This window comes from Neobacillus niacini, from assembly GCF_046591715.1.
GTDB lineage: Bacteria > Bacillota > Bacilli > Bacillales > Cytobacillaceae > Neobacillus > Neobacillus niacini_L.
Map to the genome: position 1 here is coordinate 177,496 of NZ_JAWVNQ010000001.1, position 23,150 is coordinate 200,645.

27 protein-coding genes and 1 other annotated feature (1 of these 28 running past the window's edge) are annotated in these 23,150 nt (G+C 37.3%); of the genes, 17 read left to right on the forward strand and 10 right to left on the reverse strand.

Translation table 11 applies throughout. The features are described from left to right. Window positions 1-21 precede the first annotated feature (21 nt). Complete coding sequence (locus tag SFC47_RS00925; protein WP_411252355.1) at window positions 22-882, reverse strand: DegV family protein; 861 nt, start codon at window positions 880-882, stop codon at window positions 22-24. 101 nt (window positions 883-983) lie between these two features. Between SFC47_RS00925 and SFC47_RS00930 the strand changes: the two genes are divergently transcribed. Together SFC47_RS00930 and SFC47_RS00935 are read left to right on the forward strand one after the other, a co-directional pair. Further along, the gene (locus SFC47_RS00930; RefSeq protein WP_411252356.1) at window positions 984-1,835 is read left to right on the forward strand and encodes a YitT family protein; all 852 of its coding nucleotides are present in this window, start codon (window positions 984-986) and stop codon (window positions 1,833-1,835) included. A gap of 33 nt (window positions 1,836-1,868) precedes the next feature. Further along, complete coding sequence (locus SFC47_RS00935) at window positions 1,869-2,318, forward strand: BsuPI-related putative proteinase inhibitor (protein WP_411252357.1); 450 nt, start codon at window positions 1,869-1,871, stop codon at window positions 2,316-2,318. A 53-nt stretch (window positions 2,319-2,371) separates the two neighbouring features. On the opposite strand, the gene SFC47_RS00940 is transcribed toward SFC47_RS00935, so the two are convergent. From SFC47_RS00940 to SFC47_RS00950, 3 genes are all read right to left on the reverse strand, one after another. Then, complete coding sequence (locus tag SFC47_RS00940) at window positions 2,372-2,557, reverse strand: DUF3813 domain-containing protein (protein WP_411252358.1); 186 nt, start codon at window positions 2,555-2,557, stop codon at window positions 2,372-2,374. 2 nt (window positions 2,558-2,559) lie between these two features. Next, window positions 2,560-2,712 carry a hypothetical protein gene (locus SFC47_RS00945; RefSeq protein ID WP_179597737.1) on the reverse strand — a complete coding sequence of 51 codons (153 nt, stop codon included), beginning with the start codon at window positions 2,710-2,712 and terminating at the stop codon, window positions 2,560-2,562. A 114-nt stretch (window positions 2,713-2,826) separates the two neighbouring features. Further along, a complete protein-coding gene (locus tag SFC47_RS00950; RefSeq protein WP_411252359.1) occupies window positions 2,827-3,639 on the reverse strand; it encodes a Cof-type HAD-IIB family hydrolase in 813 nt (270 codons plus the stop codon). Between the two features lie 203 nt (window positions 3,640-3,842). Between SFC47_RS00950 and SFC47_RS00955 the strand changes: the two genes are divergently transcribed. The 4 genes from SFC47_RS00955 to SFC47_RS00970 all read left to right on the forward strand — a co-directional run bounded on the left by SFC47_RS00955 (window position 3,843) and on the right by SFC47_RS00970 (window position 6,805). After that, on the forward strand, window positions 3,843-4,616 hold the full coding sequence (locus SFC47_RS00955) for a prolyl oligopeptidase family serine peptidase (protein WP_411252360.1): 774 nt from the start codon (window positions 3,843-3,845) through the stop codon (window positions 4,614-4,616). 16 nt (window positions 4,617-4,632) lie between these two features. Further along, window positions 4,633-4,941, forward strand: coding sequence for a metal-sulfur cluster assembly factor (locus SFC47_RS00960; RefSeq protein WP_045519778.1), 309 nt, complete (start codon window positions 4,633-4,635; stop codon window positions 4,939-4,941). A 1-nt stretch (window position 4,942) separates the two neighbouring features. Then, complete coding sequence (locus tag SFC47_RS00965; RefSeq protein WP_411252361.1) at window positions 4,943-5,281, forward strand: DsrE family protein; 339 nt, start codon at window positions 4,943-4,945, stop codon at window positions 5,279-5,281. Window positions 5,282-5,677: 396 nt separating this feature from the next. Continuing rightward, the gene (locus SFC47_RS00970) at window positions 5,678-6,805 is read left to right on the forward strand and encodes a TIGR04053 family radical SAM/SPASM domain-containing protein (protein ID WP_411252362.1); all 1,128 of its coding nucleotides are present in this window, start codon (window positions 5,678-5,680) and stop codon (window positions 6,803-6,805) included. Between the two features lie 37 nt (window positions 6,806-6,842). Here the strand turns inward: SFC47_RS00970 and SFC47_RS00975 are convergent, their stop codons facing one another. Beyond that, the gene (locus tag SFC47_RS00975) at window positions 6,843-7,541 is read right to left on the reverse strand and encodes a Crp/Fnr family transcriptional regulator (RefSeq protein WP_411252363.1); all 699 of its coding nucleotides are present in this window, start codon (window positions 7,539-7,541) and stop codon (window positions 6,843-6,845) included. A gap of 272 nt (window positions 7,542-7,813) precedes the next feature. On the opposite strand from SFC47_RS00975, the gene moaA reads away from it, so the two are divergent. Continuing rightward, window positions 7,814-8,830, forward strand: a complete 1,017-nt coding sequence (gene moaA / locus SFC47_RS00980) for a GTP 3',8-cyclase MoaA (RefSeq protein WP_411252364.1) — start codon at window positions 7,814-7,816, stop codon at window positions 8,828-8,830. A gap of 71 nt (window positions 8,831-8,901) precedes the next feature. Here moaA and ric read toward each other — a convergent pair whose 3' ends face one another. Beyond that, entirely contained in the window at window positions 8,902-9,603 is a 702-nt protein-coding gene (gene ric / locus SFC47_RS00985; protein WP_411252365.1) for an iron-sulfur cluster repair di-iron protein, read from the reverse strand. 222 nt (window positions 9,604-9,825) lie between these two features. Between ric and SFC47_RS00990 the strand changes: the two genes are divergently transcribed. Next, complete coding sequence (locus SFC47_RS00990; RefSeq protein ID WP_411252366.1) at window positions 9,826-11,091, forward strand: molybdopterin molybdotransferase MoeA; 1,266 nt, start codon at window positions 9,826-9,828, stop codon at window positions 11,089-11,091. After that, complete coding sequence (gene mobB / locus SFC47_RS00995; RefSeq protein WP_411252367.1) at window positions 11,079-11,627, forward strand: molybdopterin-guanine dinucleotide biosynthesis protein B; 549 nt, start codon at window positions 11,079-11,081, stop codon at window positions 11,625-11,627. Before SFC47_RS00990 ends, mobB begins: the two co-directional genes overlap by 13 nt. Window positions 11,628-11,686: 59 nt before the next feature. On the opposite strand, the gene SFC47_RS01000 is transcribed toward mobB, so the two are convergent. Then, window positions 11,687-12,379, reverse strand: a complete 693-nt coding sequence (locus SFC47_RS01000) for a Crp/Fnr family transcriptional regulator (protein WP_411252368.1) — start codon at window positions 12,377-12,379, stop codon at window positions 11,687-11,689. Between the two features lie 258 nt (window positions 12,380-12,637). Between SFC47_RS01000 and SFC47_RS01005 the strand changes: the two genes are divergently transcribed. Both SFC47_RS01005 and clpB read left to right on the forward strand, forming a co-directional pair. Continuing rightward, window positions 12,638-12,817: a YjzC family protein gene (locus SFC47_RS01005; RefSeq protein ID WP_411252369.1), complete on the forward strand. Its 180-nt coding sequence runs from the start codon at window positions 12,638-12,640 to the stop codon at window positions 12,815-12,817. 110 nt (window positions 12,818-12,927) lie between these two features. Then, window positions 12,928-15,522 carry an ATP-dependent chaperone ClpB gene (gene clpB, locus SFC47_RS01010; RefSeq protein ID WP_411252370.1) on the forward strand — a complete coding sequence of 865 codons (2,595 nt, stop codon included), beginning with the start codon at window positions 12,928-12,930 and terminating at the stop codon, window positions 15,520-15,522. A 48-nt stretch (window positions 15,523-15,570) separates the two neighbouring features. Here clpB and SFC47_RS01015 read toward each other — a convergent pair whose 3' ends face one another. Then, window positions 15,571-15,756 carry a YjzD family protein gene (locus SFC47_RS01015; protein WP_411252371.1) on the reverse strand — a complete coding sequence of 62 codons (186 nt, stop codon included), beginning with the start codon at window positions 15,754-15,756 and terminating at the stop codon, window positions 15,571-15,573. A gap of 207 nt (window positions 15,757-15,963) precedes the next feature. Here SFC47_RS01015 and SFC47_RS01020 point away from each other — a divergent pair, with 207 nt between their 5' ends. Further along, complete coding sequence (locus tag SFC47_RS01020) at window positions 15,964-16,686, forward strand: lipase family protein (RefSeq protein WP_411252372.1); 723 nt, start codon at window positions 15,964-15,966, stop codon at window positions 16,684-16,686. Window positions 16,687-16,767: 81 nt separating this feature from the next. Then, entirely contained in the window at window positions 16,768-17,583 is an 816-nt protein-coding gene (locus SFC47_RS01025) for a Rossmann-fold NAD(P)-binding domain-containing protein (protein WP_411252373.1), read from the forward strand. A gap of 30 nt (window positions 17,584-17,613) precedes the next feature. Here the strand turns inward: SFC47_RS01025 and SFC47_RS01030 are convergent, their stop codons facing one another. Beyond that, window positions 17,614-17,841, reverse strand: a complete 228-nt coding sequence (locus SFC47_RS01030) for a hypothetical protein (protein ID WP_411252374.1) — start codon at window positions 17,839-17,841, stop codon at window positions 17,614-17,616. 185 nt (window positions 17,842-18,026) lie between these two features. Between SFC47_RS01030 and SFC47_RS01035 the strand changes: the two genes are divergently transcribed. The 4 genes from SFC47_RS01035 (at window position 18,027) to SFC47_RS01050 (ending at window position 22,013) form a co-directional block, all read left to right on the forward strand. Further along, a complete protein-coding gene (locus SFC47_RS01035) occupies window positions 18,027-18,959 on the forward strand; it encodes a beta-ketoacyl-ACP synthase III (protein ID WP_411252375.1) in 933 nt (310 codons plus the stop codon). 40 nt (window positions 18,960-18,999) lie between these two features. Then, window positions 19,000-20,241: a beta-ketoacyl-ACP synthase II gene (gene fabF, locus SFC47_RS01040; protein WP_411252376.1), complete on the forward strand. Its 1,242-nt coding sequence runs from the start codon at window positions 19,000-19,002 to the stop codon at window positions 20,239-20,241. Window positions 20,242-20,363: 122 nt separating this feature from the next. Continuing rightward, on the forward strand, window positions 20,364-21,173 hold the full coding sequence (locus SFC47_RS01045) for a DUF2268 domain-containing putative Zn-dependent protease (RefSeq protein WP_411252377.1): 810 nt from the start codon (window positions 20,364-20,366) through the stop codon (window positions 21,171-21,173). A 93-nt stretch (window positions 21,174-21,266) separates the two neighbouring features. Next, window positions 21,267-22,013, forward strand: a complete 747-nt coding sequence (locus tag SFC47_RS01050) for a YjbA family protein (protein ID WP_411252378.1) — start codon at window positions 21,267-21,269, stop codon at window positions 22,011-22,013. Window positions 22,014-22,047: 34 nt separating this feature from the next. Here SFC47_RS01050 and trpS read toward each other — a convergent pair whose 3' ends face one another. Beyond that, the gene (gene trpS / locus SFC47_RS01055) at window positions 22,048-23,037 is read right to left on the reverse strand and encodes a tryptophan--tRNA ligase (protein ID WP_411252379.1); all 990 of its coding nucleotides are present in this window, start codon (window positions 23,035-23,037) and stop codon (window positions 22,048-22,050) included. Between the two features lie 59 nt (window positions 23,038-23,096). Continuing rightward, window positions 23,097-23,150, reverse strand: a binding site (T-box leader); it runs 183 nt beyond the window's last position.

Consider the following 23,150-nt stretch of genomic DNA (forward strand, 5'->3'; position numbering starts at 1 on the left):
GAGCTTCCCGCTTTTTTTGTATTATGATGGCTGTTTATTTAGAAAGAAAATGGCAATTGCACCTGGTCCTGTGTGGGCTCCAACAGCTGAGCCAATGGAGGAAACATAAATATCCTTTGGATGTAATTCATCTTTAATTAGTGTTTTCACTTCTTCTAAAGTTTCTTCGGTATCTGCATGGCTGATACCAATTATTTGTTCACTAAAGTTGTCACCACGTTCCTTCATCAGTTCAACAATACGGCGGTAAACCTTCTTTTTCCCCCGAATTTTCTCAATTGGAACGAGTTTCCCGTCCTCAACATTCAGAATAGGCTTAATATTTAATAAGCCTCCTAAGAACGCTGATGCTTTTGAAACACGGCCGCCTTTGGCTAAATAATCTAAGTCCTCTACTGTAAACAGCTGCTCCATATGCTGGCTTCTAAATATCACATCTGCCAAAATTTCTTCCTTTGAAACGTTTTCTGCAGCAAGCCTTGCTGCTTCTTTGACGACAAGTCCAAATCCAAGCGAAGCACACTTCGTATCAACAATCGTTAAATTAAAGTTTGGATATTTTTCCTTCACTTGGTCAAGAATCATAAAAGATGTCTGATATGTACCAGATAATGCGGAAGAGAAAGCGATATATATGCCATCTTCATTATTTTCAGCCATTTTTGTAAAGACTTCCTCAAATAATAATGGAGAAGCTTGAGACGTTTTGGGAATATCACCCGCGCGTATGGCGTCATAAACAGATTTAGGATCAATAGTTTTAACATCCTCATACTCTTGTCCATTAACTTGCACCTTTAGTGGAAATAATGTGACGTTATTCTCAGAGTAAAAATTTTTCGGTAAATCGCATGCGCTGTCAGCTAGTATTTTTACCGGCATGAAGCTCACCTGCTTTCAAGCTAATATAGTTAGTTTCAGTTTATCGGTTTCATCGCAAAATTACAATTATCTACATCAGAGTTACATCAAAAATAAAGGAGATGTTGCTTTTGTTTTGGCAGTTAACTAAAAAAACAATAATCGTCATTATTGGTGCATTCTTAAATGCGCTTGCAATTAATTTATTTTTAATCCCAGCAAATGTTTATTCTAGTGGATTTACTGGAATAGCACAATTATTATCAAAAGTGTTAAGTGAACAAACTCCTTTAAATGTTTCAATGGGATTCTTATTGCTGCTGCTAAATATACCTGTCGCCATTTTAGGATGGTTGAAGGTCGGTAAATCCTTTACTATTTATAGTTTTTTAAGCGTTGCGTTATCATCACTTTTTTTAGAATTGATTCCGATAATACAGGTATCAAAAGATATACTTCTTAATGCTGTTTTTGGCGGGGTAATATTGGCAGTTGGTGTTGGAATTACCTTGAAATGGGGGGCTTCAACTGGAGGCTTGGATATTATTGCAATGGTCTTATCCAGGATGAAGGATAAACCGATTGGCAGTTATATGTTTATATTAAATGCATTTATTATTATAACGGCTGGATTTTTATATGGATGGGAGAAAGCCCTTTATACGATTGTTTCCTTGTACGCATCAACGAGAGTAGTGGATGCAATCCATACGAGACATGCTAAGCTTACGGCCATGATTATTACAAAAAAAGCGGACGAATTAAAGGAGGCTATTCATTCACAGTTAGTTAGAGGTATAACACTGATACCAGCAAAAGGAGCTTTTTCAAACGAACCTAGAGACATGCTGATGATTGTGATTACCAGATATGAGCTATATGATTTGGAACGTATTCTTGCGGAGGTTGATCCAAATGCCTTTACCAATATCATTCAAACAACAGGGATCTATGGATTCTTTAGACGGGAATAAGGAGGCTGAAAAATTGTGAGGGGGGCTTTATGTGTGGTGTTATTTCTATTTCCTTTTAGTTTAATAGGGGAAGCAAATTATGATGAATACAATCGTCCATTTCAATTTTCAGTAAATCCAATTGCTGGACATGAGAAAATGGAATTCGAAATCGTAGTCAATAATGTAAGCAGCAACCCATTAAGTTTTGAGTTTCCTACTTCTCAATATATGGAAATTTCTGTAACAGACTCATCGGGACGTGAGGTTTATCGATACTCGAAGGGAAGATTTTTTTTACAGGCACTGCAAACCATTAAGATTGACCCGCACCAAACCTTCAGGAAAGTGGAGAGATGGAATTACCAAGTGAATGGACAAAGAATACCTGAAGGACAATATACAGTTACGGCCACTCTCCTGCCAACAAAACTAAATGATCACCCAATAAAAAATAAACAAGGATTAGTCAGCAAGATAAAAATAAATATTCCAGCACAATAATAAGAATGAGAATAGAAAAGCTGACACGCTTCTATGCGTGCCAGCTTTTCTAATTATTTTAACTGCTCAAGCTCATTTTGCATTTCTTGGAGCTGACTTTGTTCTGCGACTGTGGAATTAGCGTATGCAGAACTTAATGCATTTTTCGCTTTCGCCATCACAGAACTACGTTCAGCAGGGTCGGCAGACTTCGCCATCTCAACAAATCTTCGTGCTTCCTGGAACAACTGATTTCCCATCGTTATATTCCTCCAAGCGAGGATTCACGCACATTGGACATTTTCTGGGCTTCCGCTTCAGCGTAGGTCATGTGGTAAGGAATACGTTCATCGTGCTTACTGACAGTATCCACTCCTTGCTGGACAAAGCGTTTTGATTTGTTTCGTTTACCCATTGCAATCCCTCCAATTTGGTGAGCTTGGTATGAAACAGTGATTAACTGCCTCACAAAAATAGTATGCTCAATTCCGAGTTTTTCATTTAGGTAAACAATGGTGAACCACAATAATTATTTAAGGTTTAACAAATCTGACAAATATACTCCGATACCGTCATCCTCATTCGAGAGGGTCACTTCATTTGCAATATTTTTGACTTTTTCAATTGCATTTCCCATTGCGATACCACGGCCGGCATATTCAAGCATTTCTAAATCATTATCTTCATCGCCAAAAGCAATAATTCTTTCAGGAGGAATGTTGAAGTATTCTGAAGCCTTTTTTAATCCAACGGCCTTACTTAAGCCTATTTTTATTATTTCAATTACATGCCACGGTGCTGCCCAGCTTCGATGATCAATCACCTCAGCATGGACGTCTGACAAATGCTTTCGGATTTGTTTTAATTCATCTTCTTCAGTATGAATTAGCAAGCTTGTTGGAGAATCTTTTAAGTAATTGCGCAAATCCCCAGTTGTTACTTTCGGATTTCCCATGCCAAAAATATCAAGCAGTTTCTCGTCGTGATAGTGGAAATAAACATCATCAATCACTTCTGCAATAATATTGTGGAAATGAAAAGAACGGCAAGCTTCCACAATATCCTTTGCTACTTTTACATCCAGTGGATCATGAAAAAACCCCCAGCTTGAATCGAGTGGGTGATGCATGAAAGCTCCATTAAAGTTAACAATAGGCGTGTCTAACTTTAGTTCGTGATAATATGGTTCACTTGAGCGAAAGGGTCTTCCTGTTGCGATCATGACCACGTGTCCTTCTTCCCGAGCTTTATTTAAAACATTTTTTGTTTTCTCGGAAATTGTTTTATCATCTTTCAATAAGGTCCCATCTAAGTCCAATGCAATTAAATGTTTTTCTGCCATATTGACTCCTCTTTAATGTTTTTTAATTCCATAAGTCTAAGCTTTAGATTATTAACATTCGAAATGTTACACTACAACTATGAATTTTCTTATATGGTTGTATAACATCTATGTTAACAATTTTATACCTTACCTGTAAAAAAATTCACTTCATCGGAATGAGATACTCGATATAATTATGTTGTCCAGGAGGTTCATCCTAAGTGATTATCGTAGAAAAAAGTTTGCTGAAAAATAATCCTCATCTACATATAGTAAAAAAAAGTGAGCAGCAAGGTAAACTTCCGTTTATTATTTTTAATCATGGGTTTACCAGTGCAAAGGAACACAATCTTCATTACGCGTATTTATTAGCGGAAAAGGGATTTAGGGTCATTTTACCAGAGGCAATCTACCATGGTGAAAGACAGCAGGGTGTAACCGAAGGAAATTTATACAGACATTTTTGGGAAATTGTCATTGCGACTATCCATGAATTAAACGATTATAAGGAATACTATGTTAATGAGGGATTAGCAAATCAGGAGCAAATTGGAATCGCAGGAACTTCAATGGGCGGTATTGTGACCTTGGGGGCATTAACAAAATATAAATGGGTTAAAGCTGCTGTCAGTTTAATGGGAATGCCAGTTTATGAAGAATATTTAAAATGGCAATTAGAACAAATGAAAAGCCTTGGGATTACTCTTTCGTTTACGGATGAGCAGATAGAAGAGCAATTATCGATGCTCAGGCAGTATGACTTGGGGCATCAGCCAGAAAAACTAGAAAATCGCCCGCTATTATTTTGGCATGGTAAAAAAGATCCCATCGTGCCCTATCACTTAACATACCAATTTTATCAAACCATCAAGGAAGACTATGAGAAAACACCAAGTAATATTCACTTCATTAGTGACGAACAAGCAGACCACAAAGTCTCTAGAGAAGGATTAAAAGCAACCGTTGAGTGGTTTGAGAAACATTTAAAAAATTAAAAAGGAGTGTTTATAAATGAATGAAGAATTGAAAGAAAATATCATGGGTGCATTAGAATTGGTCATAGATCCAGAACTGGGAGTCGATATCGTAAACTTAGGTTTAGTATATGATGCTGAGATGGATGATGAAGGAAACGTAACCATTACCATGACATTAACCTCTATGGGCTGCCCGCTTGCAGGAACAATTGTAGACCAAGTAAAAAGAGCATTGGCGGATATCCCTGAAATAAAAGAGGTAGAAGTTAATATTGTCTTTAACCCGCCGTGGAACAAAGAAATGATGTCACGATATGCAAAAATTGCATTAGGGATTCGTTAAGATGAAAAATAAGATTATTTTAGTTAGTTCTAATCAACTGGGCCGCGGTGATCAACAACTGGGTGAAAACATTCTTGAAACCTATTTCACCTTAATGAAGCAGCGAGAAGAACTCCCTCTAGCGGTATTCTGTATGAATAGCGGTGTGCTTACCATGACAGAGGATTCCTTTGTTTCTGTTCATTTGAAAGAAATGGAAGAAAATGGTGTGGAGATTTTGGCTTGTAAGACCTGTGTGGATTATTACAACGTCGAAGAGAAAATCAACGTTGGGAAAATTAGCGGCATGGGTGACTTTATTGAATTATCAGCTAAATATGAAGTAATCACCATATCATAAAGAGGCAGAATTTTCTGTTGAGAGCCCGGAACCTCATAAAAAGAGAGGAAGCGGTCCCTCATAAGAGCGATGAGAGCCTGGAACCAGGTAAAAAGAGAGGAAACGGTCACTCATAAGAACGATGAGAGCCCGGAACCTCATAAAAAGAGAGGAAGCGGTCCCGCATAAGAGCGATGAGAGCCCGAAACCAGATAAAAAGTAATGAAGCACTCACTCATAAGTGCCGCTCATATAAAACAGCAGATAATCTGCTGTTTTTATTTTTATCTTCACAAAGTGGACAAATAATTTTGTTTGGATTGTGAGGTAGTTCACTTATCCATAGTGGAATCCCCTATATAATACAGGTAATAAGGCTGTTTGGTTTTGAAATGGCCGTTTTAGGAGGCGTTTCATATGGCTTTTGGCCGAGATTTTAATAAAGATCCATTTATCGTAATTTGGGAACTTACGCGTGCATGTCAACTTGCCTGTTTACATTGTCGTGCAGAAGCTCAATTAAGAAGGGATCCACGTGAACTAACATTTGAAGAAGGTAAAAATCTAATTGACCAAATATACGAAATGAATAATCCGATGCTGGTATTTACCGGCGGGGACCCGCTAATGAGACAAGATGTTTTTGATATAGCTAAATATGCGGTAGAAAAAGGTGTCAGGGTATCCATGACCCCAAGTGCTACACCAAATGTTACAAAAGAAGCAATTGAAAAGGCAAAGGAAGTTGGCCTTTCGCGCTGGGCATTTAGTATTGACGGCCCTACTGCTGAAGTTCATGATCATTTCCGTGGAACAGCGGGATCCTTTGATCTTACAATGGAAAGAATTCAATACCTGCATGAACTCGAGATACCAATACAAATCAATACGGTAATATCAAGATATAATATCGAGTATCTTGATGATATGGCAAAAATGGTTGAAGATCTAGGCTGTGTTCTTTGGAGTGTCTTTTTCCTTGTCCCAACAGGCAGAGGTCAAGAATCAGATATGATTTCACCTGTTGAACATGAAAAAGTGTTCAGATGGCTGTATGACCTAAGTAAACGGGTTTCCTTTGACATTAAGACAACTGCCGCTCAGCATTACCGTCGTGTAGTAATTCAACAAAAGATGCGTGAAGCAAAAGATCAGACAGACGAGATAAATTATTTAAGTGCGTTAACAGAACAGGGATTAACAGGATCGATTGACGGGCTGGGACGAGCACCTAAAGGGGTTAATGATGGTAATGGATTTGTCTTCATTTCACATATTGGAGATGTATATCCAAGCGGCTTATTGCCTGTCAAAGCAGGAAATGTCCGTGAAACGCCTTTGGCGGAGATATATCGCGAGTCACCAATTTTTAAATCCCTTAGGAATCCTGATTTATATAAGGGTAAATGCGGAGTATGTGAGTTCCGTCATGTATGCGGCGGATCTAGATCAAGAGCATATGCAATGACTGGAGATTACTTAGAAAGCGAACCATTCTGTGTTTATATACCAAAAGCGATGAGAGAAAAACAAGTACAATCATAAAAAAATGGAAGCAATCATTGGTGATTGCTTCCACTTTTTATTCAATGCTGCAATAAACAGCAGGACAATTTTCGCAGCCAATTTCATCTTTTAAATATTGTAGGTCTAAAATAGAAATCTTACCTTTTTTAATACTAATAATTTTATCTTTTTTCAATTCACTTAGGATACGGTTTGTACTTTCTCTTGAAGTTCCGCAAAAGTTTGCCAGCTCCTGGTTGGTTAAAGGTAAATCAATTAATATTTCCTTTTCTTTATGAATACCATAGCTATTAGACATCCGAATCAACGTTGAAAATAGTGCACCACGTTTTCCATTTAATACAAGGTCTCGAAACTTTGTTTGTGTTTTACGGAAATGGTCACTCATCCATTTCATAAATTCAAAAGCAAGCTTGCTATTTTGGAATATTTCACTTTCGATTACATCTTTTTTGATGGCAACTATTTCACCCTCTTCAAGAACTCTCGCACTTAATAAATACCTTGGGTTGTCAGTAAACAGAGTTAATTCTCCGCAAATATCATTTTCACCACATATTCTTAGTGAAAGTTCTCGTCCATCTGAAGTTATTTTACTGATTTGAACTTTACCAGAAACAATAATATACAGTTCTTCTGCAAGCATACCTTCTTGAAATAAATAAGTTCCTCTTTCACTTTTTATCTTCCGATCAGCAAATCTAAGCAATTCTTTAATTTCTATGGATTGAGTTGGTTTGATTTTCGTCAACATATATTCTCACCTCAGAGGTATTGTTTATCATTATTTTTCATCTCTATTCGTTAGTATTATTTTAACGTAGGTTTTGAAGTTTCAACGGAGTAAACAATGACAATATAGTGAAAACTCTCTGATTTCACGTTCAACTTTTTATAAATGTTCAATGAATGCATTAATAATTAGTAAAAGAAATGTTATGATAGTGAATAAAGTAACAGTGTTTTTTATCAATAGTTGGTACACTTGCATTATATTATTGTTTTAAAACAATGGAGTTGATATAAATGGAAAAGACCATTATTAAAGATAAATTAGATCGGCCATTACGTGATTTAAGAATTTCAGTTATTGACCGGTGTAACTTCCGTTGTCAATATTGCATGCCTGCGGATCAATTTGGTGATGATTTTGAGTTTCTGCCAAAAAGTGCGCTCTTGACTTATGAGGAAATTGAGCGGATTGCAAAGAGCTTTATCAGTCTTGGTGTTGAAAAAATACGCCTGACTGGCGGTGAACCTCTGCTTCGAAGAGATCTTCCGATATTGGTAGAAAAGCTTTCAAAGATTGAAGGTTTAAAAGATATTGCGTTAACGACAAATGGAGTACTTCTTCCAAAACTTGCTGAAAAATTAAAAAAGGCTGGCCTGAAAAGAGTCAATATTAGCCTAGATACCTTAAATGATGAGTTATTTGGTGAAATTAATGGACGTGGTGTCGGTACCCAGCCTGTTATAGATGGTATTGAAGCGGCTAAAAAGGCTGGACTCAAAATAAAGATTAATATGGTTGTTAAAAAAGGTCTCAATGATTCTGAAATCATTCCAATGGCTGACTTTTGTTTGAAGAATGGCTTAGAGCTCCGCTTTATTGAGTATATGGATGTGGGTTCATCAAATGGCTGGAAAATGGATGATGTTATCACCAAAAAGCAAATTTATGAAATTCTAAAAGAGCATTATCAATTAGAGTCTCTTGACCCCGCCTATTTTGGCGAAGTAGCTAAATTATATAATTATCAGAACACAGATGTTAATGTTGGATTTATCACTTCTGTATCAGAATCCTTCTGCGGCAGCTGTACACGGTCTCGACTTTCTGCAAATGGACAAATTTTCACTTGTTTATTTAATGGAAATGGACATGATATTAGAAATTTTATTAGAAACGGTGCAACAGATGAACAATTGCGCAATAGGATTACGACGATCTGGAATGGTCGTAATGACAGATATTCAGACGAACGTACAGAAGAAACCGCAAAGAACCGTAAAAAAATTGAAATGTCTTATATAGGCGGCTAACCTCTCTTTCTTGGAAAGAGAGGTTTTTTTACAAAGAAAAAGAGGCAAGCCTTGCTCGCCTCATTAGGTAGCTAAATAATATATCTAGGGAACAATATATTATTTTCTAAATGTACATGCATAAAGGTCAGTCCTTCAAGTTCTTCTAAGCGCTTGTAAACTAATGTGTATGTTCCGCAAGCATCGACTGGAAGCGCATAGTCTGATGTAATGGCACGAATCTGTCTTAGAATTTCGCCTGCATGGTCATGCTCCCTTTCAAGTTCCACAATCATATTAATAGCTTCTTCACGATTTTCAACCGTACCATCCGCCAGTTGTTTGATTAACGGAAATACAATTGCTTCCTCTTTAGCCATATGTTCCATTAATTCCTTTTTGAATTCATAAAATAATTCATTCACCTTTATCAGCTCTGGGTGACTGTCGCCATGTACACGAGAAACCTTGGTCACATAAGGGCTTAGCAGTGCTAATTCTTCTTCGGATGTACGGTGGTAATGATTGATAACATGGTCAATAATTGTATTGGAGTCTGAATTAGTCCAAACATCTAGGTTAGTTTCAAGAGAGCTATATTTTTCAAAGACTGCTTTTAATTCATTTAATAATTCTTCTTCATTTAATCCATTTGCGGCAATTGCTTGTGATAATGGGATATTGCCTCCGCAGCAAAAGTCGATGCGAAATTTCTTGAAAACATCGCTCGTTTTTGGCAGTTCATTTACGATATCTTTAACTAATGTATTTGTAGAAAAAGGGAATGTAATCATATTTTCCTCCTAATAATTTGTTTGTTGGTTTTTATTTCTAATCTAAGGATAAGGCATTCCTTTAGAAAAATAGGTGACCTGAATCACACATTCAATCGTATTTAATAATTTTTTGTAATTTAGTGTGATGTTTGCTATATAAGTAACTTTTCGATAGGCTTATAATGAATAGGATAAAGAATTTACTTTTATTTTGATTTGTTTCCTGCAGGAGTGATGGAGTTGTTAGAAAGAAGAAAACCAATCCCCATTGGGGATGCTGTTGAAAAAATAATGGAATATCAATTAAAAGGTACGACTGAATATGTATCAATCAATGAAAGCTATGGACGTTTTTTATCGGAAGACTTAATCGCAACAAGTGATGTTCCTCATTTTGATCGTGCACCTTATGATGGTTTTGCAGTCAGATCGATAGATACTAAAGAAGCTTCAATCAATCATCCAATCGAATTTAAAGTTGTCGACCATCTTGGTGCAGGTATGACGTCTTCTAAGATCATTAAAGAATACGAAGCAGTTAGAATTATGACTGGGGCGATGATGCCAGAAGGCACTGATGCAGTTGTCATGTTTGAAGTTGCAAAGGATTATGACAAAAACGGAACACCATATATGTCTATAAAACGAAGTTTTAATAAAGGGGATAATGTATCCTTCCGAGGAGAAGATGCTAAAGAAGGGGAAGTGCTCGTAAAAAAGGGCACATTCATAAACCCGGGTATCCAAGCAATGCTTGCGACCTTTGGCTACAACCAAGTTCCGGCTGCAAAAAAACCAATTATTGGGTTGTTTGCAACGGGAACGGAATTGTTAGAAGTTGACGAGGAATTGGTACCAGGGAAAATTCGAAATAGTAATTCACATATGATCGCTGCGCAAATTCAAAGAACCGGAGCAATTGTCCACTATTATGGTAAGCTTCCTGATGTTTTTGATACTTGTTATATTGCGGTAAAAGATGCACTAGAAAAAGTTGATATACTTATTACAACAGGCGGCGTGTCGGTTGGCGATTTTGACTATCTCCCTGCAATTTATGAAAAGCTAGGTGCAGAGGTATTATTTAATAAAGTGGCAATGAGGCCTGGAAGTGTAACAACAGTAGCTCAATTAGAAGGGAAACTGCTGTTTGGTTTATCAGGAAATCCTTCTGCCTGTTACGTTGGTTTTGAGTTGTTTGCTCGACCAATTATCCGCACCATGCTGTTTTCTACTAGACCACATCTTAGAAAAGAAAAAGCAGTTCTAGAGGTTGATTTTCCAAAAGCTAACCCTTTTACTCGATTTGTCCGCAGTGCATTTTCTATAAATCATGGCAGATTAAGTGCAACACCGAGCGGATTAGATAAGTCTAATATTATTATGAGCCTTTCAGGAGCCAATTCGCTGATGATTCTTCCAGGAGGAACTAGAAGCTTTAAAGCTGGGGATGAGGTAGACATCCTGCTGCTTGAAGACCAAGATGGCAGTGAATGGCCTTGGTGAAACCTATTATCTTTCAAGTGGCGGGTTATCAGAATAGCGGTAAAACCACTTTTATATTGAAACTCATCGAGGCATTAAAAAATGAGGGTCTAAAAACGGTTACAATTAAGCATCATGGACATGGCGGAAGGCCGGATGTTATTCCTCAAAAGGACTCATCCCGGCATCTAGAAGCAGGGGCATTAGCTGCTCTAGTTGAAGGGGATGGGAGACTAGTCCTCCAAGCTGATGAATCCTTTTTAACATTTGATGAACAAATTAGACTCATGAATTTTTTTCAACCGGATATTATATTAATTGAAGGACACAAACAGAAACCCTATCCCAAATTACTCATTCTCAGAAATGAACATGACCTTACACTCCTTTCCCATATAACAAACATTAAGGCAGTTATTGTCTGGAATATGGCTTTAATGGATATGGTTCGGGCACACGCAGTGGTTCCAATCTTTCATATTCATGAAGAAATGGCAGTTACTCAGATTTCAAAAGAACTAACCATGCTTGTTCATCAGTTGGATGAAAAAAGCTAAATATGGTTATAATTCTGATGCTAAAAATAAAAAAATCGGTCATATGACCGATTTTTATTTTAGTCTATTTTACAAATTTCTGGAGAACAGTCCTCACAATCAATTTCATTCTTAAGATAATTCAAATCATGAATGGTAATAGAACCTTTATCAATCGAAATGATACCTGATTTTCTTAAATCACTCAACAGCCGATTGACCACTTCCCGTGATGTACCACAGAAATTAGCCAATTCTTGATTGGTTAAAGGCAGGTCTATCAAGATTCCTTGATTTGTTTTTATGCCGTAACTATTAGTAATCCGAATAAGCGTTGAATACAATGCACCTTTTTTACCATGCAGGACAAGGTCTCTAAATCTTGTTTGTGTTTTCCGATATTGCTGACTCATCCATTTCATAAATTCAAGTGAGAGATCGTTGTTTTTTGCAAGCTTCTCCTCCAGCACATCCTTCAAAATAACGGCTACTTCACCGCTTTCAGCAACACGTGCACTTAATAAATACTTCGGTGCTGGAGAAAATAAATCGAGTTCACCAATAAAATCTCCTCTTGAACACATTCTAAGTGTTAGTTCGCGTCCATCTGGGATAATTTTACTGATTTGAATAATCCCGCTTTGGACAATATATAATTCACTTGCAGCAGAACCTTCCTGGAACAGAAAAGTGCCTTTTTCAATTTTTTTCAGATGGTGAACCGTATTAAACAGCTGTGTTAACTTTACAGGTATTTCTTTAATTGACTGCATAAGAATAACCACCTTTAAAGGGGCGAACTAAAGTCGCTAATTTGCTTTCCTAAATAAATGACAGTCAAGTTTTCATTTACTAGATAATACTATAATTATATTGTTAACAAAGCTTATATATCAATAATTGTGGGATAAGTTCATACAATCGTCAAAATTATTCATGAGTATGAGTGTTGCTGTATTACATAATAATTCCTTAAATGACCCTTAGATTAATGGAAATAATAAAAATGTACATGAAAAGGAGGGACAACAATGGGTCAAAATCGTCAGTTTAAATCAGGCCAAAGAGCACCAAATAATGGTGTCTATATAGAAGTTGGGGATACAGGTTCAAATGTCAATAATCCTAAGAAAATAAAACTTAAAGCAGGAGACAGATTTCCTGAAACGTCAAATGATGAACGCATTTGGACATACCAGCGAAAGCCTTAAAATTATTTGAAAAAAGTCATCCCCAGCGGATGGCTTTTATTTTATATTTGATTACATATTCGTATATAATAAATTTATAAAGGTCAGAAATGGTCAAAGGAGTGAATTTGATGGATTTAAATCGTATGACAGATAGGCTGCAAAAGGGAATTCTCGATGCCCAGTCCTTAGCTATAAAAAACAGCCATCAAGAGGTAGATGAACTTCATTTATTCTTAACACTTCTTCAGCAAGAGGATAGTTTATTAAAAGCCATTCTAGAAAAAGCAGATATCCAAATAGAAAGAGTAGAAAAAGCATTACAAAATGCACTTAATAAAAAACCCCAGGTTACTGGAAGTGGCGTAGAGCATGGAAAGCTTTACATTACTTCCAAACTGCAGCGACTTTTTGTGAGTGCAGAGGAATTCGCCTCTAAGTTTTCTGATGACTTTATTTCTATTGAACATATTCTATTGGCAGCATGCTGCGATAAGAATTCCGAAATGGAGAAAATTATTAAATCAAATGGAAAAACGGCGGAATACATCCTTTCCGCAATCAAGGAAATTAGGGGGAACCAAAGAGTGACATCACAAAATCCTGAAGCTGTTTACGATGCGCTTAATAAATATGGAAGAGACCTTGTCGCTGAAGTAAAGGCAGGCAAACTTGACCCAGTGATTGGCAGAGACACAGAAATACGTCATGTGATTCGAATATTATCAAGAAAAACAAAGAATAATCCTGTTTTGATTGGAGAGCCGGGAGTAGGAAAAACTGCGATTGTTGAGGGGCTCGCACAGCGAATTGTCAGAAAAGACGTTCCAGAGGGATTAAAGGATAAGACCATTTTTTCATTAGATATGAGTGCACTTATTGCAGGAGCAAAATTTAGAGGTGAGTTTGAGGAAAGACTAAAAGCCGTTTTAAATGAGGTAAAGAAAAGCGAAGGACAAATTTTGTTATTTATCGATGAACTTCACACCATCGTCGGTGCAGGGAAAACGGATGGTGCTATGGATGCCGGCAACATGTTAAAACCGATGCTCGCGCGTGGTGAGCTTCATTGTATTGGGGCAACCACCCTTGATGAACATCGAAAATATATAGAAAAAGATCCTGCATTAGAACGCAGATTTCAACAGGTACTTGTTCAAGAGCCGAATGTAGAGGACACCATTTCCATTTTAAGAGGTTTAAAAGAAAGATTCGAGGTTCACCATGGTGTCAAAATCCACGATCATGCTCTCGTGGCAGCTGCTTCACTATCAGATAGATATATAACCGACCGTTTTCTTCCGGATAAGGCGATTGATCTAGTGGATGAGGCATGTGCATTAATCAGGACTGAAATAGATTCGATGCCAACAGAATTAGATGAAGTGACGAGAAGAGTTATGCAGTTGGAAATTGAAGAAGCAGCCTTAAGGAAAGAGCAGGATGACGCTAGCAAAAAAAGGCTTGAGTCACTTTTAAAGGAGCTCGCTGAATTAAAAGACCAAGCAAACAGTATGAAGGCCAGGTGGCTTCAGGAGAAACAAGGTATACAAAAATTACAGGAGAAAAGGGAACAACTTGAAAAACTAAGAAGAGAACTACAGCAGGCTGAAGACAAATATGATTTAAACACTGCTGCTGAACTTCGTCACGGCCGGATTCCTTTAGCAGAAAGAGAATTGTTAGAACTTGAAAGAGAAACATCAAAAAATGAACGGCTGCTTCGCGAGGAAGTTACCGGAGAAGAGATATCGAATATCGTATCAAGATGGACAGGAATCCCGCTTTCGAAATTGGTCGAAGGTGAGAGAGAAAAACTACTTCGTTTAGAATCCTTATTGCATGAAAGAGTAGTTGGACAAAATGAAGCGGTACAGTTGGTTTCGGATGCCGTTTTACGGGCACGTGCCGGTATAAAGGACCCAAACAGGCCGATAGGGTCATTTCTTTTCTTAGGTCCAACAGGTGTTGGAAAGACAGAACTTGCTAAAGCACTGGCTGAAGCTCTGTTTGATAGCGAAGAGCAGATAATTCGTATAGATATGTCTGAGTACATGGAAAAACATGCTGTCTCAAGGCTTATCGGAGCACCTCCTGGCTATGTGGGCTATGAAGAGGGTGGGCAGTTAACTGAAGCGGTGAGAAGGAGACCTTATTCCGTTATCCTCATGGATGAAATTGAAAAGGCTCACCCGGAGGTATTTAACATTCTCCTGCAGGCATTGGATGACGGAAGAATTACTGATTCTCAAGGAAGAACAGTGGATTTTAAAAATACCGTTATTATCATGACATCCAATATTGGATCTCATTTTCTACTGGAACGAAATGAAAATGAAGTTGAAATTTCAGAAACAACGAGGGAAAAGGTTCTTGCCCAATTAAAAAGTCACTTTCGGCCAGAATTTTTAAATAGGGTGGATGAAACCATTCTATTTAAACCATTATCGTTAACGGAAATAAAAGAAATTGTTGTTAAAATGTTGAAGGGGCTAGAGACCAGGTTAAAAGAACAAGATATTGAGATAATGATTTCTGACAGTGCCAAAGAGTTCATTGCTGTGAATGGCTTTGATCCGATATATGGAGCAAGACCATTAAAGCGTTTTATACAAAGGAATATCGAAACAAAACTGGCAAGAGCTATTATTGCCGGGAAGGTTCTAGATCATTCGGTGGTAAGTGTCACGATTGAGAATGGGGAAGTTACGATATCTATTGATTAAGATAATAAAAAAGGTCATCCGAAAATATGGATGACCTTTTTAAACGAATTAATGTTTTTCCACAGGATCGTTTGGAAGTACAGCTGTTGCAATAACGATTAAAATGAAAACACCAATAGAAATAATGGCTCCTGACTTGAAATCAAAGACTCCACCTTCTGTCATTGAACTAACTACATATGAAAGCATTTGCACTAAAACAAACGCCCAGAAAAAAGTCCAAAAATATCGCACTATCTTTCACCTCTACCCTATTTATCATCTTTAATAATATTACCATATGATTTTCAAATAATAAACGCAAAAATTGACATTGACCCATTAGCGTGAAATTTTAGATAAAAATTCAGAGTGTATCCGTTCAGCTAGGCTATATTCCCTTTCAACTTATGTGAAATCACATACAATATTTTGAGGAAATATGTAAAAGGAGATTTAGCGATGGAGAACCGGAATTTTCAGATGGATACCCAGTGGAATGTCATCCATTATCCTGAAAAGCCCACAGGTTTTGGAGTTCTAATCATTGGAGATGAAAGACATTTTGTTGACGAAAGTAAATGCTTTTGGACTCAAAATGAAGGAAAGCTGGCCATTATCAACCAATTGAGAGAATCAGGATATACTATTTTTTCCTCAAATTTGTATGGGCGTAACTGGGGAAGTGATCAAGCAGTAGACCTAGCACAAAGGCTGTATCAACAAGTTATTCGAAGTGAAATCCTTAATAATAAAGTCCATCTAATAGCAGAGGGGATGGGCGCACTTGTTGCAGTGAGATTAATGGAAAAGATGAAGGGGCAATTAAGATCAGTAGTTTTATTAAATCCGATCCTTTCCTTGAAAAAACATATTGAACTTGAAAAGGAACATAAGTTTTTTTATAAAAAATTAATTCGGGAATTAACTGCTGCCTATAAGAAGGATCCTTTGTTGCTTGTGAAGGAAATAGAAAGCATGGATGATGAAGTGAATTTAGAATCTGATGTGCCGATAAAGATTATTCATGTGATGGCGAGTGGGAAATCATATAATCAATCAAAACAGTTACAACAATTACTTGCTAATACAGATATTAGCCCAACTTATATAGTCCCTGAAAAAAAGCAGCAGCTTGGCACTATGATGAAAAAGTTTTTCAATCAGTATGAGAAAGTGCTGTGATACTTCCTCCCCTAATAAGAAATATTTCTGAATGAAGCCGCATAGGATTCATTAATGAAGTTCGGGGAGGCAGGAATAGGAATGGACAAGGTCGTAATGGCTGGGGTATTTGACTTTGTGAATTTTCACGTATGCAAAGCATTACTGGATAAAGGAATAGAAGTCACGGGAGTACAAATTGATAACGAAGAAGATCATGAAATTCTGGTTGAGAAAAGATTAGAAATTGGACGAAATGCTAACTTTACTGAGGTTTCATTAGAGGAAATACTAAATAATTCATTAGAACATGACACAATTATACTCTCGGCTTATGATTTATTTATGAGATATAAGGAAGATTACTTACTAGAAAATGGAAAGATTAACAACTTAATGAGTTTGAATAATTGGGGGGGTCAATTGGTTATTTTGGCCCCAAGTCAAATGTTAACACATGATTTTGATACAAAGGCTGAAATCGTAATCGATGATTTTATTGTAAGAACTACAGCTCAAAAAAAGGATTTCCATGTACTCTTTTTGCCAACTATATATGGAATATGGCAGCCAGAAACCTTTATATTTCAAAACTCTATTTTGACTGAAATGAATCGGGGGAAACCTTTTAGAGGATTGCGGGAAGAAACAAGTGACGCTATCTATGTTGAGGATGCAGTACATTCTATATTAGAGATTGTTGAAAAAAGGCCGCCTGGGCGATACTTACTAGAAAGTGAAAAAAGGAATCAATGGAAACTTTGTGCTTCGTTCCTGCATATCAATGAAACCAGTTCGAATGAAAGAAAAACGGAAAAGATTGAAGATGATATTACCATATATACAGTTAAAAACACCACTTCTATTGCAGATGGCTTGACTAAACAAATTGTTCATGCAAAGCGTATAAATAGTTGAAAAACAAAAAGCTGCCATTATTATGGCAGCCTATTTTTTTTTCAAAAAACCTTGGACAAATGGATATACCATTTGGAATAAGGGTTTTAAATTTTCGGAGGATTCCTTTATCTTACTAATATTATCAATGATTGATTCAATATCTAGTGAAGATGGATTCGATTCAGGAACACTATGGCGGGTGCCTCTGTAATTATCTCTTTTACCACCAAACATCATTCTTGAAAAGCGGTCTTCCCGTTGACTTTCTTTTCCCATATATATAAGCCCTCCTTGTTATAATCACTCTCTTTTTAGATTATGAAGATGATTGCCAATATGTATGGTCATATGCGGGGGCTGTGGATTTAATGGTTGCTTAAATACACTTTTATTTGATAAAATTAGTACCAAGTCATAATAATTGATAATAATTAAAGATGAATATATAAGGAGATGATTCCTTGAACGCTGGAATTGTTGGAATTGGCAGGTATTTACCAGAAAAAATAGTAACTAATGCAGATTTAGAAAAAATTATGGATACATCAGATGAATGGATTCGAACTCGAACAGGCATTGAAGAACGTCGTATTGCGGACGATTCTATCAATACTTCTGATATGGGGTTTGCAGCTGCTCAAAAAGCAATTGAGGATGCAGGAATTACTCCTCTGGATATTGATTTAATTTTGGTGGCTACTGTTACACCAGATCAACCATTCCCTTCCGTAGCCTGTATGCTTCAAGAACGCTTAGGTGCAAAAAAAGCGGCTGCGATGGACGTTAGTGCAGCTTGTGCAGGTTTTATGTACGGTATCGTTACCGGAAAGCAATTTGTTGAAGCTGGAGTATATAAGCATGTTTTGGTGGTGGGAGTTGAAAAACTTTCTAAAATTACTGACTGGAATGATCGAAATACTGCAGTCTTATTTGGAGACGGCGCCGGGGCTGTGATAGTTGGTGAAGTTTCTGAAGGCAGAGGAATTCTTTCCTTTGAATTAGGTGCGGATGGTACGGGTGCAAAGCATTTATACCAAGATGAGTATATTATCATGAATGGGCGGGAAGTCTTTAAGTTTGCAGTCCGCCAGATGGGTGAAAGCTGCATTAATGTGCTAGAAAAGGCTGGACTCACAAAAGAGGATGTAGATTTTCTTATTCCTCATCAAGCCAATATCCGAATAATGGAGGCTTCTAGGCAGAGGCTTGAGCTTCCAGTTGAGAAAATGTCTAAAACGGTTCATAAATATGGGAATACCTCAGCTGCGTCAATACCAATTTCTATTGTTGAGGAAATTGAGGCTGGAAAAATTAAGGAAGATGATCTTATTGTTATGGTTGGTTTTGGCGGTGGTTTAACTTGGGGTGCCATAGCGATTAGATGGGGAAAATAAAGGGAAATATACAAAGTAGTGTAGTAAAGGAGATGTCTCAATGGAAAAGCGCAGGGTTGTAGTTACAGGTTTAGGAGCGGTTACTCCGCTTGGAAACGATGTTGAAACAACATGGAAAGGGATTATTGAAGGGAAATCTGGCATTGGACCATTAACAAGAGTGAATGCTGATGAGTATCCTGCTAAGGTTGCTGCCCAGATTAATGACTTTAATCCAGAAACCTTTATGGATAGAAAAGACGCTAGAAAAATGGATCGTTTTACTCAATATGCGGTTGCATCAGCAATGATGGCTGTTGAAGATGCAAAACTAACGATCAATGAGGAAAATGCCCATCGAGTCGGAGTTTGGATTGGTTCGGGTATTGGGGGCATGGAAACGTTTGAAGACCAATATGAAATTTTCCAAAAAAGAGGTTACCGCAGAGTAAGTCCATTCTTTGTACCAATGCTGATTCCTGATATGGCAACTGGACAAGTTTCCATTACACTTGGTGCAAAAGGATTCAATTCATGTACAGTAACAGCATGTGCCACCGGTACAAACTCAATTGGTGATGCCTTTAAAGTAATTCAGCGTGGTGATGCGGATGCCATGATTACAGGTGGAGCAGAAGCGCCGATTACTAAAATGTCTGTAGCTGGCTTCTGTGCAAATACAGCACTTTCCACAAATCCGGACCCGATAACTGCAAGCAGACCATTTGATAAAAATCGTGATGGATTTGTCATTGGTGAAGGAGCTGGTATCGTGGTTCTTGAAGAGTTAGAACATGCATTAGCACGCGGTGCAAATATTTATGCTGAAATTGTTGGCTATGGTGCAACAGGTGACGCTTATCATATTACAGCACCAGCACCAGGTGGTGAAGGCGGAGCACGTGCGATGAAAATGGCCATTAACGACGGTGGACTTAAACCAGAGGATATCGACTATGTAAATGCGCATGGAACTAGTACAGAGTATAATGATAAATTCGAAACACTTGCAGTGAAAGAAGTATTTGGTGAGCATGCGTATAAGTTAGCCATGAGCTCAACCAAATCAATGACTGGACATCTACTTGGTGCAGCAGGTGGTATTGAAGCTATCTTTAGCGTCCTTGCAATAAGAGATAGTATACTTCCGCCAACCATTAACTATGAAACACCAGACCCAGAATGTGATTTGGATTATGTTCCAAATAAAGCAAGACAAAAAGAAATTAAAGCCGCTATGAGTAATTCATTAGGATTTGGCGGCCACAATGCAACTATAGTTTTCAAAAAATACGAGGTATAAAATAGCTTGACCAGGAAAAATCCTGGTCAGCTTTTTTATTTTACTAAGGTATGACCAACACCTGAACCTCTCTTCATATCATTCATAATATGTAAAATAATGAAACAGTATGGAGTGAGGAAATGGGCATCATTCGAACAGATAAGTGGCTGGAGGAGGAGTTTGATCGTCCAACAAAAATATGTGAAAAGCTGCTCCCTGCTTTCAATGGCTTAAATGCTTCAAAAATTTATCATCAGTTAATTGACTTTGGAATGTATCGGCCATCTAGAATGACCAAAGAAATTTTCACTTCGCTAAAAGAAAATAACTTTTGGGAAGAATTGGAAAATATTTTCCTGGATTATAAACAAAAATGGGGCGGGCCGGATATTCCCATCTACCTGTTTCCTATTGGTCAGGATAGAAGCCTTTTTTCCAGGCAAACAGAAAAAGTTAAAGGTGGGGTATCCTATCCAGATAAAATGTTTTTATTTCTATCAAACCGTATTTCTTCTAGAGAGCTAGAGGCTCTTTTTGTACATGAATACCATCATATTTGCAGATTAAATAAACAATCTAAAAAATTCGAAGAGTATACCTTGCTGGATTCCATTATTATTGAAGGACTTGCAGAGTACTCGGTTTTAGTTCATTGTGGGAGAAATTATTTAGCTGATTGGTGTACACTGTATACAGACATCGAGCTAGAAAAATGGTGGGAAACTTATTTGCAGGGCAACTTGGATTTAAAGAAAAGTTCACGTAAACATGATGATTTATTATTTGGAGAAGGCAGATTCCCTAAATTACTAGGGTATGCAGCTGGTTTTAAAATTGTTGAAGATTATTATAAAGTTAATCCATACTCTACAAAAATGTCCTTTACTCTGCCAGCAAAGAAATATATTAACGCTAAAGAGGGCCAGCCAAAAAAAAGCCGAAAAAAATAGGCTTTTTTTTTATACATTCCATATAAGGAATAAATTAACTTATGTCTGCCCATACTGATTGACAAACAGTTTCTTGAAGTGAGGGGTTGTACAATGTTGTATCTTCATGATGTTTGGGTAAATTGGTTTGAAGGTGAAGAAAACGGATATAATGTGTGCCACTTTCATGAATGGCGCAAAGATGACGGTGTTGAGCTGTTAGACCAAGCTCCTTTGTTAAAAGTTGAACCGATTCTCTTTAATTATATTGAGAACGATCTCTCAGAGTTACCTCAACAGCTTCTAGATGATATTTTTCAAAAGGCTTACTTAAGAAAAAACCATGAAAGGGTTCAACTTGAATACTGCTTTGTGGTAACAGATGGTGTGGGGATATTAGCCGTTGATACAATTGGCTATTCAATACCAATTAGAAAGAGCAGATTAATTCCAAGGCAGGAGCAGTTAGTATATGAAATGATTGCGTCCCACGAAGCAAAACAATACCATTTTCAAAGGGGTGCTGTGGATAAGGATTTTCATATATTATCACCTGAGCCTGAATTGATGACAGGACTTACAAGAAAAGAGCGTCAGCTCAAGCAGCTATTATTTATGGCACTAGATCAATTACATACATCAAAGAATGAAGCAGAAGTTCGTTATTGGTTTACTGAATGGTGTCCTGAACGATATTCAAAGATTCAGGAATTGAATTTTGAAAGTGCTTGGCAGCAGTTATTTGAGGAAACAAAATACGGCTGGTCAAAACGTCATGAGACATTTTGTGAAAATCTAATAAAAGGTCAGCCATTTTTTGAAAAGCTTTGGGAAATGGAACATGGACCAAAAGTAAATTAAAAACACGGCCGCGAAAGTCGCGGCCGTGCATTTTTTATCTTCTTTTTCTTCCTAGACCCATTGCATTTTCCATTTTCTTCAGTGTTTTAGCGGCAACCTGGTTTGCCTTTTGGGCACCTTCGTCTAAAATCCGATCGAGTTCGCTTGATTCCATTAAGTGGTTATATCTGTCTTGAATGGGTTTAAATACATTTACGACTACATCAGCTAAATCACCTTTGAAATCTCCATAGCCTTTGCCTTGATACATTTCTTCAAGCTCTGGGATACTCTTATTGCCAAGTATCGAATATATAGAAAGTAAATTAGATATACCGGGCTTATTTTCTTTATCAAATTTAACAATACCCTCTGAGTCTGTTACAGCACTTTTTATCTTCTTTTCAATTTGTTTAGGTTCATCTAAAGGTGTGATAAAAGCTTTTTTATTTGGATCCGATTTGCTCATTTTTCTGGTTGGCTCTTGCAATGACATAATCCTTGCACCAACTTCAGGAAGACGTATATCTGGAATGGTTAATATCTCTCCGTATTTTTTATTGAATCTTTCAGCAAGGTCGCGCGTTAATTCCATGTGCTGCTTTTGGTCATCTCCAACAGGTACTAGGTCTGTATTGTATAAGAGAATATCAGCCGCCATTAATGGAGGGTAGGTTAGTAAACTTGCTGAAACCGCATCCTTACCAGCAGATTTATCTTTGAATTGAGTCATTCTCTCCAATTCGCCGATATATGAAATACATTGCATCATCCAGCCTGCCTGCGCATGTGCTGGAACCTCTGACTGAATAAATAAGGTTGCTTTCTCCGGATCAATTCCAACAGCGAGGTAGAGTGCTGCCAGACTGCGGATATTTTTTCTGAGCTCCAAACGATCCTGTGGCACAGTGATCGCATGTTGGTCAACAATGCAAAAATAGCAGTTATAATCATTTTGCAATTCCACAAATTGCATCATAGCTCCAATATAATTTCCAATTGTAATCGTACCACTTGGCTGAATTCCTGAAAAAATTGTTTTCATGACCGATATTCCTCCTAAAAAATATATATATAAATAAAAAAAACCATTCGTCCCACAACGATAGGGACGAATGGTTCGCGGTACCACCCTAAATTACTCCGAAGAGTCACTCA

Coding starts and splice junctions, on each gene's coding strand:
- SFC47_RS00925 (WP_411252355.1), bottom strand. CDS start 882: ATGCCGGTAAAAATACTAGCTGACAGCGCATGCGATTTACCGAAAAAT.
- SFC47_RS00930 (WP_411252356.1), top strand. CDS start 984: ATGTTGCTTTTGTTTTGGCAGTTAACTAAAAAAACAATAATCGTCATT.
- SFC47_RS00940 (WP_411252358.1), bottom strand. CDS start 2,557: ATGGGAAATCAGTTGTTCCAGGAAGCACGAAGATTTGTTGAGATGGCG.
- SFC47_RS00945 (WP_179597737.1), bottom strand. CDS start 2,712: ATGGGTAAACGAAACAAATCAAAACGCTTTGTCCAGCAAGGAGTGGAT.
- SFC47_RS00950 (WP_411252359.1), bottom strand. CDS start 3,639: ATGGCAGAAAAACATTTAATTGCATTGGACTTAGATGGGACCTTATTG.
- SFC47_RS00960 (WP_045519778.1), top strand. CDS start 4,633: ATGAATGAAGAATTGAAAGAAAATATCATGGGTGCATTAGAATTGGTC.
- SFC47_RS00965 (WP_411252361.1), top strand. CDS start 4,943: ATGAAAAATAAGATTATTTTAGTTAGTTCTAATCAACTGGGCCGCGGT.
- SFC47_RS00970 (WP_411252362.1), top strand. CDS start 5,678: ATGGCTTTTGGCCGAGATTTTAATAAAGATCCATTTATCGTAATTTGG.
- SFC47_RS00975 (WP_411252363.1), bottom strand. CDS start 7,541: ATGTTGACGAAAATCAAACCAACTCAATCCATAGAAATTAAAGAATTG.
- moaA (WP_411252364.1), top strand. CDS start 7,814: ATGGAAAAGACCATTATTAAAGATAAATTAGATCGGCCATTACGTGAT.
- ric (WP_411252365.1), bottom strand. CDS start 9,603: ATGATTACATTCCCTTTTTCTACAAATACATTAGTTAAAGATATCGTA.
- mobB (WP_411252367.1), top strand. CDS start 11,079: ATGGCCTTGGTGAAACCTATTATCTTTCAAGTGGCGGGTTATCAGAAT.
- SFC47_RS01000 (WP_411252368.1), bottom strand. CDS start 12,379: ATGCAGTCAATTAAAGAAATACCTGTAAAGTTAACACAGCTGTTTAAT.
- SFC47_RS01005 (WP_411252369.1), top strand. CDS start 12,638: ATGGGTCAAAATCGTCAGTTTAAATCAGGCCAAAGAGCACCAAATAAT.
- clpB (WP_411252370.1), top strand. CDS start 12,928: ATGGATTTAAATCGTATGACAGATAGGCTGCAAAAGGGAATTCTCGAT.
- SFC47_RS01020 (WP_411252372.1), top strand. CDS start 15,964: ATGGAGAACCGGAATTTTCAGATGGATACCCAGTGGAATGTCATCCAT.
- SFC47_RS01025 (WP_411252373.1), top strand. CDS start 16,768: ATGGACAAGGTCGTAATGGCTGGGGTATTTGACTTTGTGAATTTTCAC.
- SFC47_RS01030 (WP_411252374.1), bottom strand. CDS start 17,841: ATGGGAAAAGAAAGTCAACGGGAAGACCGCTTTTCAAGAATGATGTTT.
- fabF (WP_411252376.1), top strand. CDS start 19,000: ATGGAAAAGCGCAGGGTTGTAGTTACAGGTTTAGGAGCGGTTACTCCG.
- SFC47_RS01045 (WP_411252377.1), top strand. CDS start 20,364: ATGGGCATCATTCGAACAGATAAGTGGCTGGAGGAGGAGTTTGATCGT.
- SFC47_RS01050 (WP_411252378.1), top strand. CDS start 21,267: ATGTTGTATCTTCATGATGTTTGGGTAAATTGGTTTGAAGGTGAAGAA.
- trpS (WP_411252379.1), bottom strand. CDS start 23,037: ATGAAAACAATTTTTTCAGGAATTCAGCCAAGTGGTACGATTACAATT.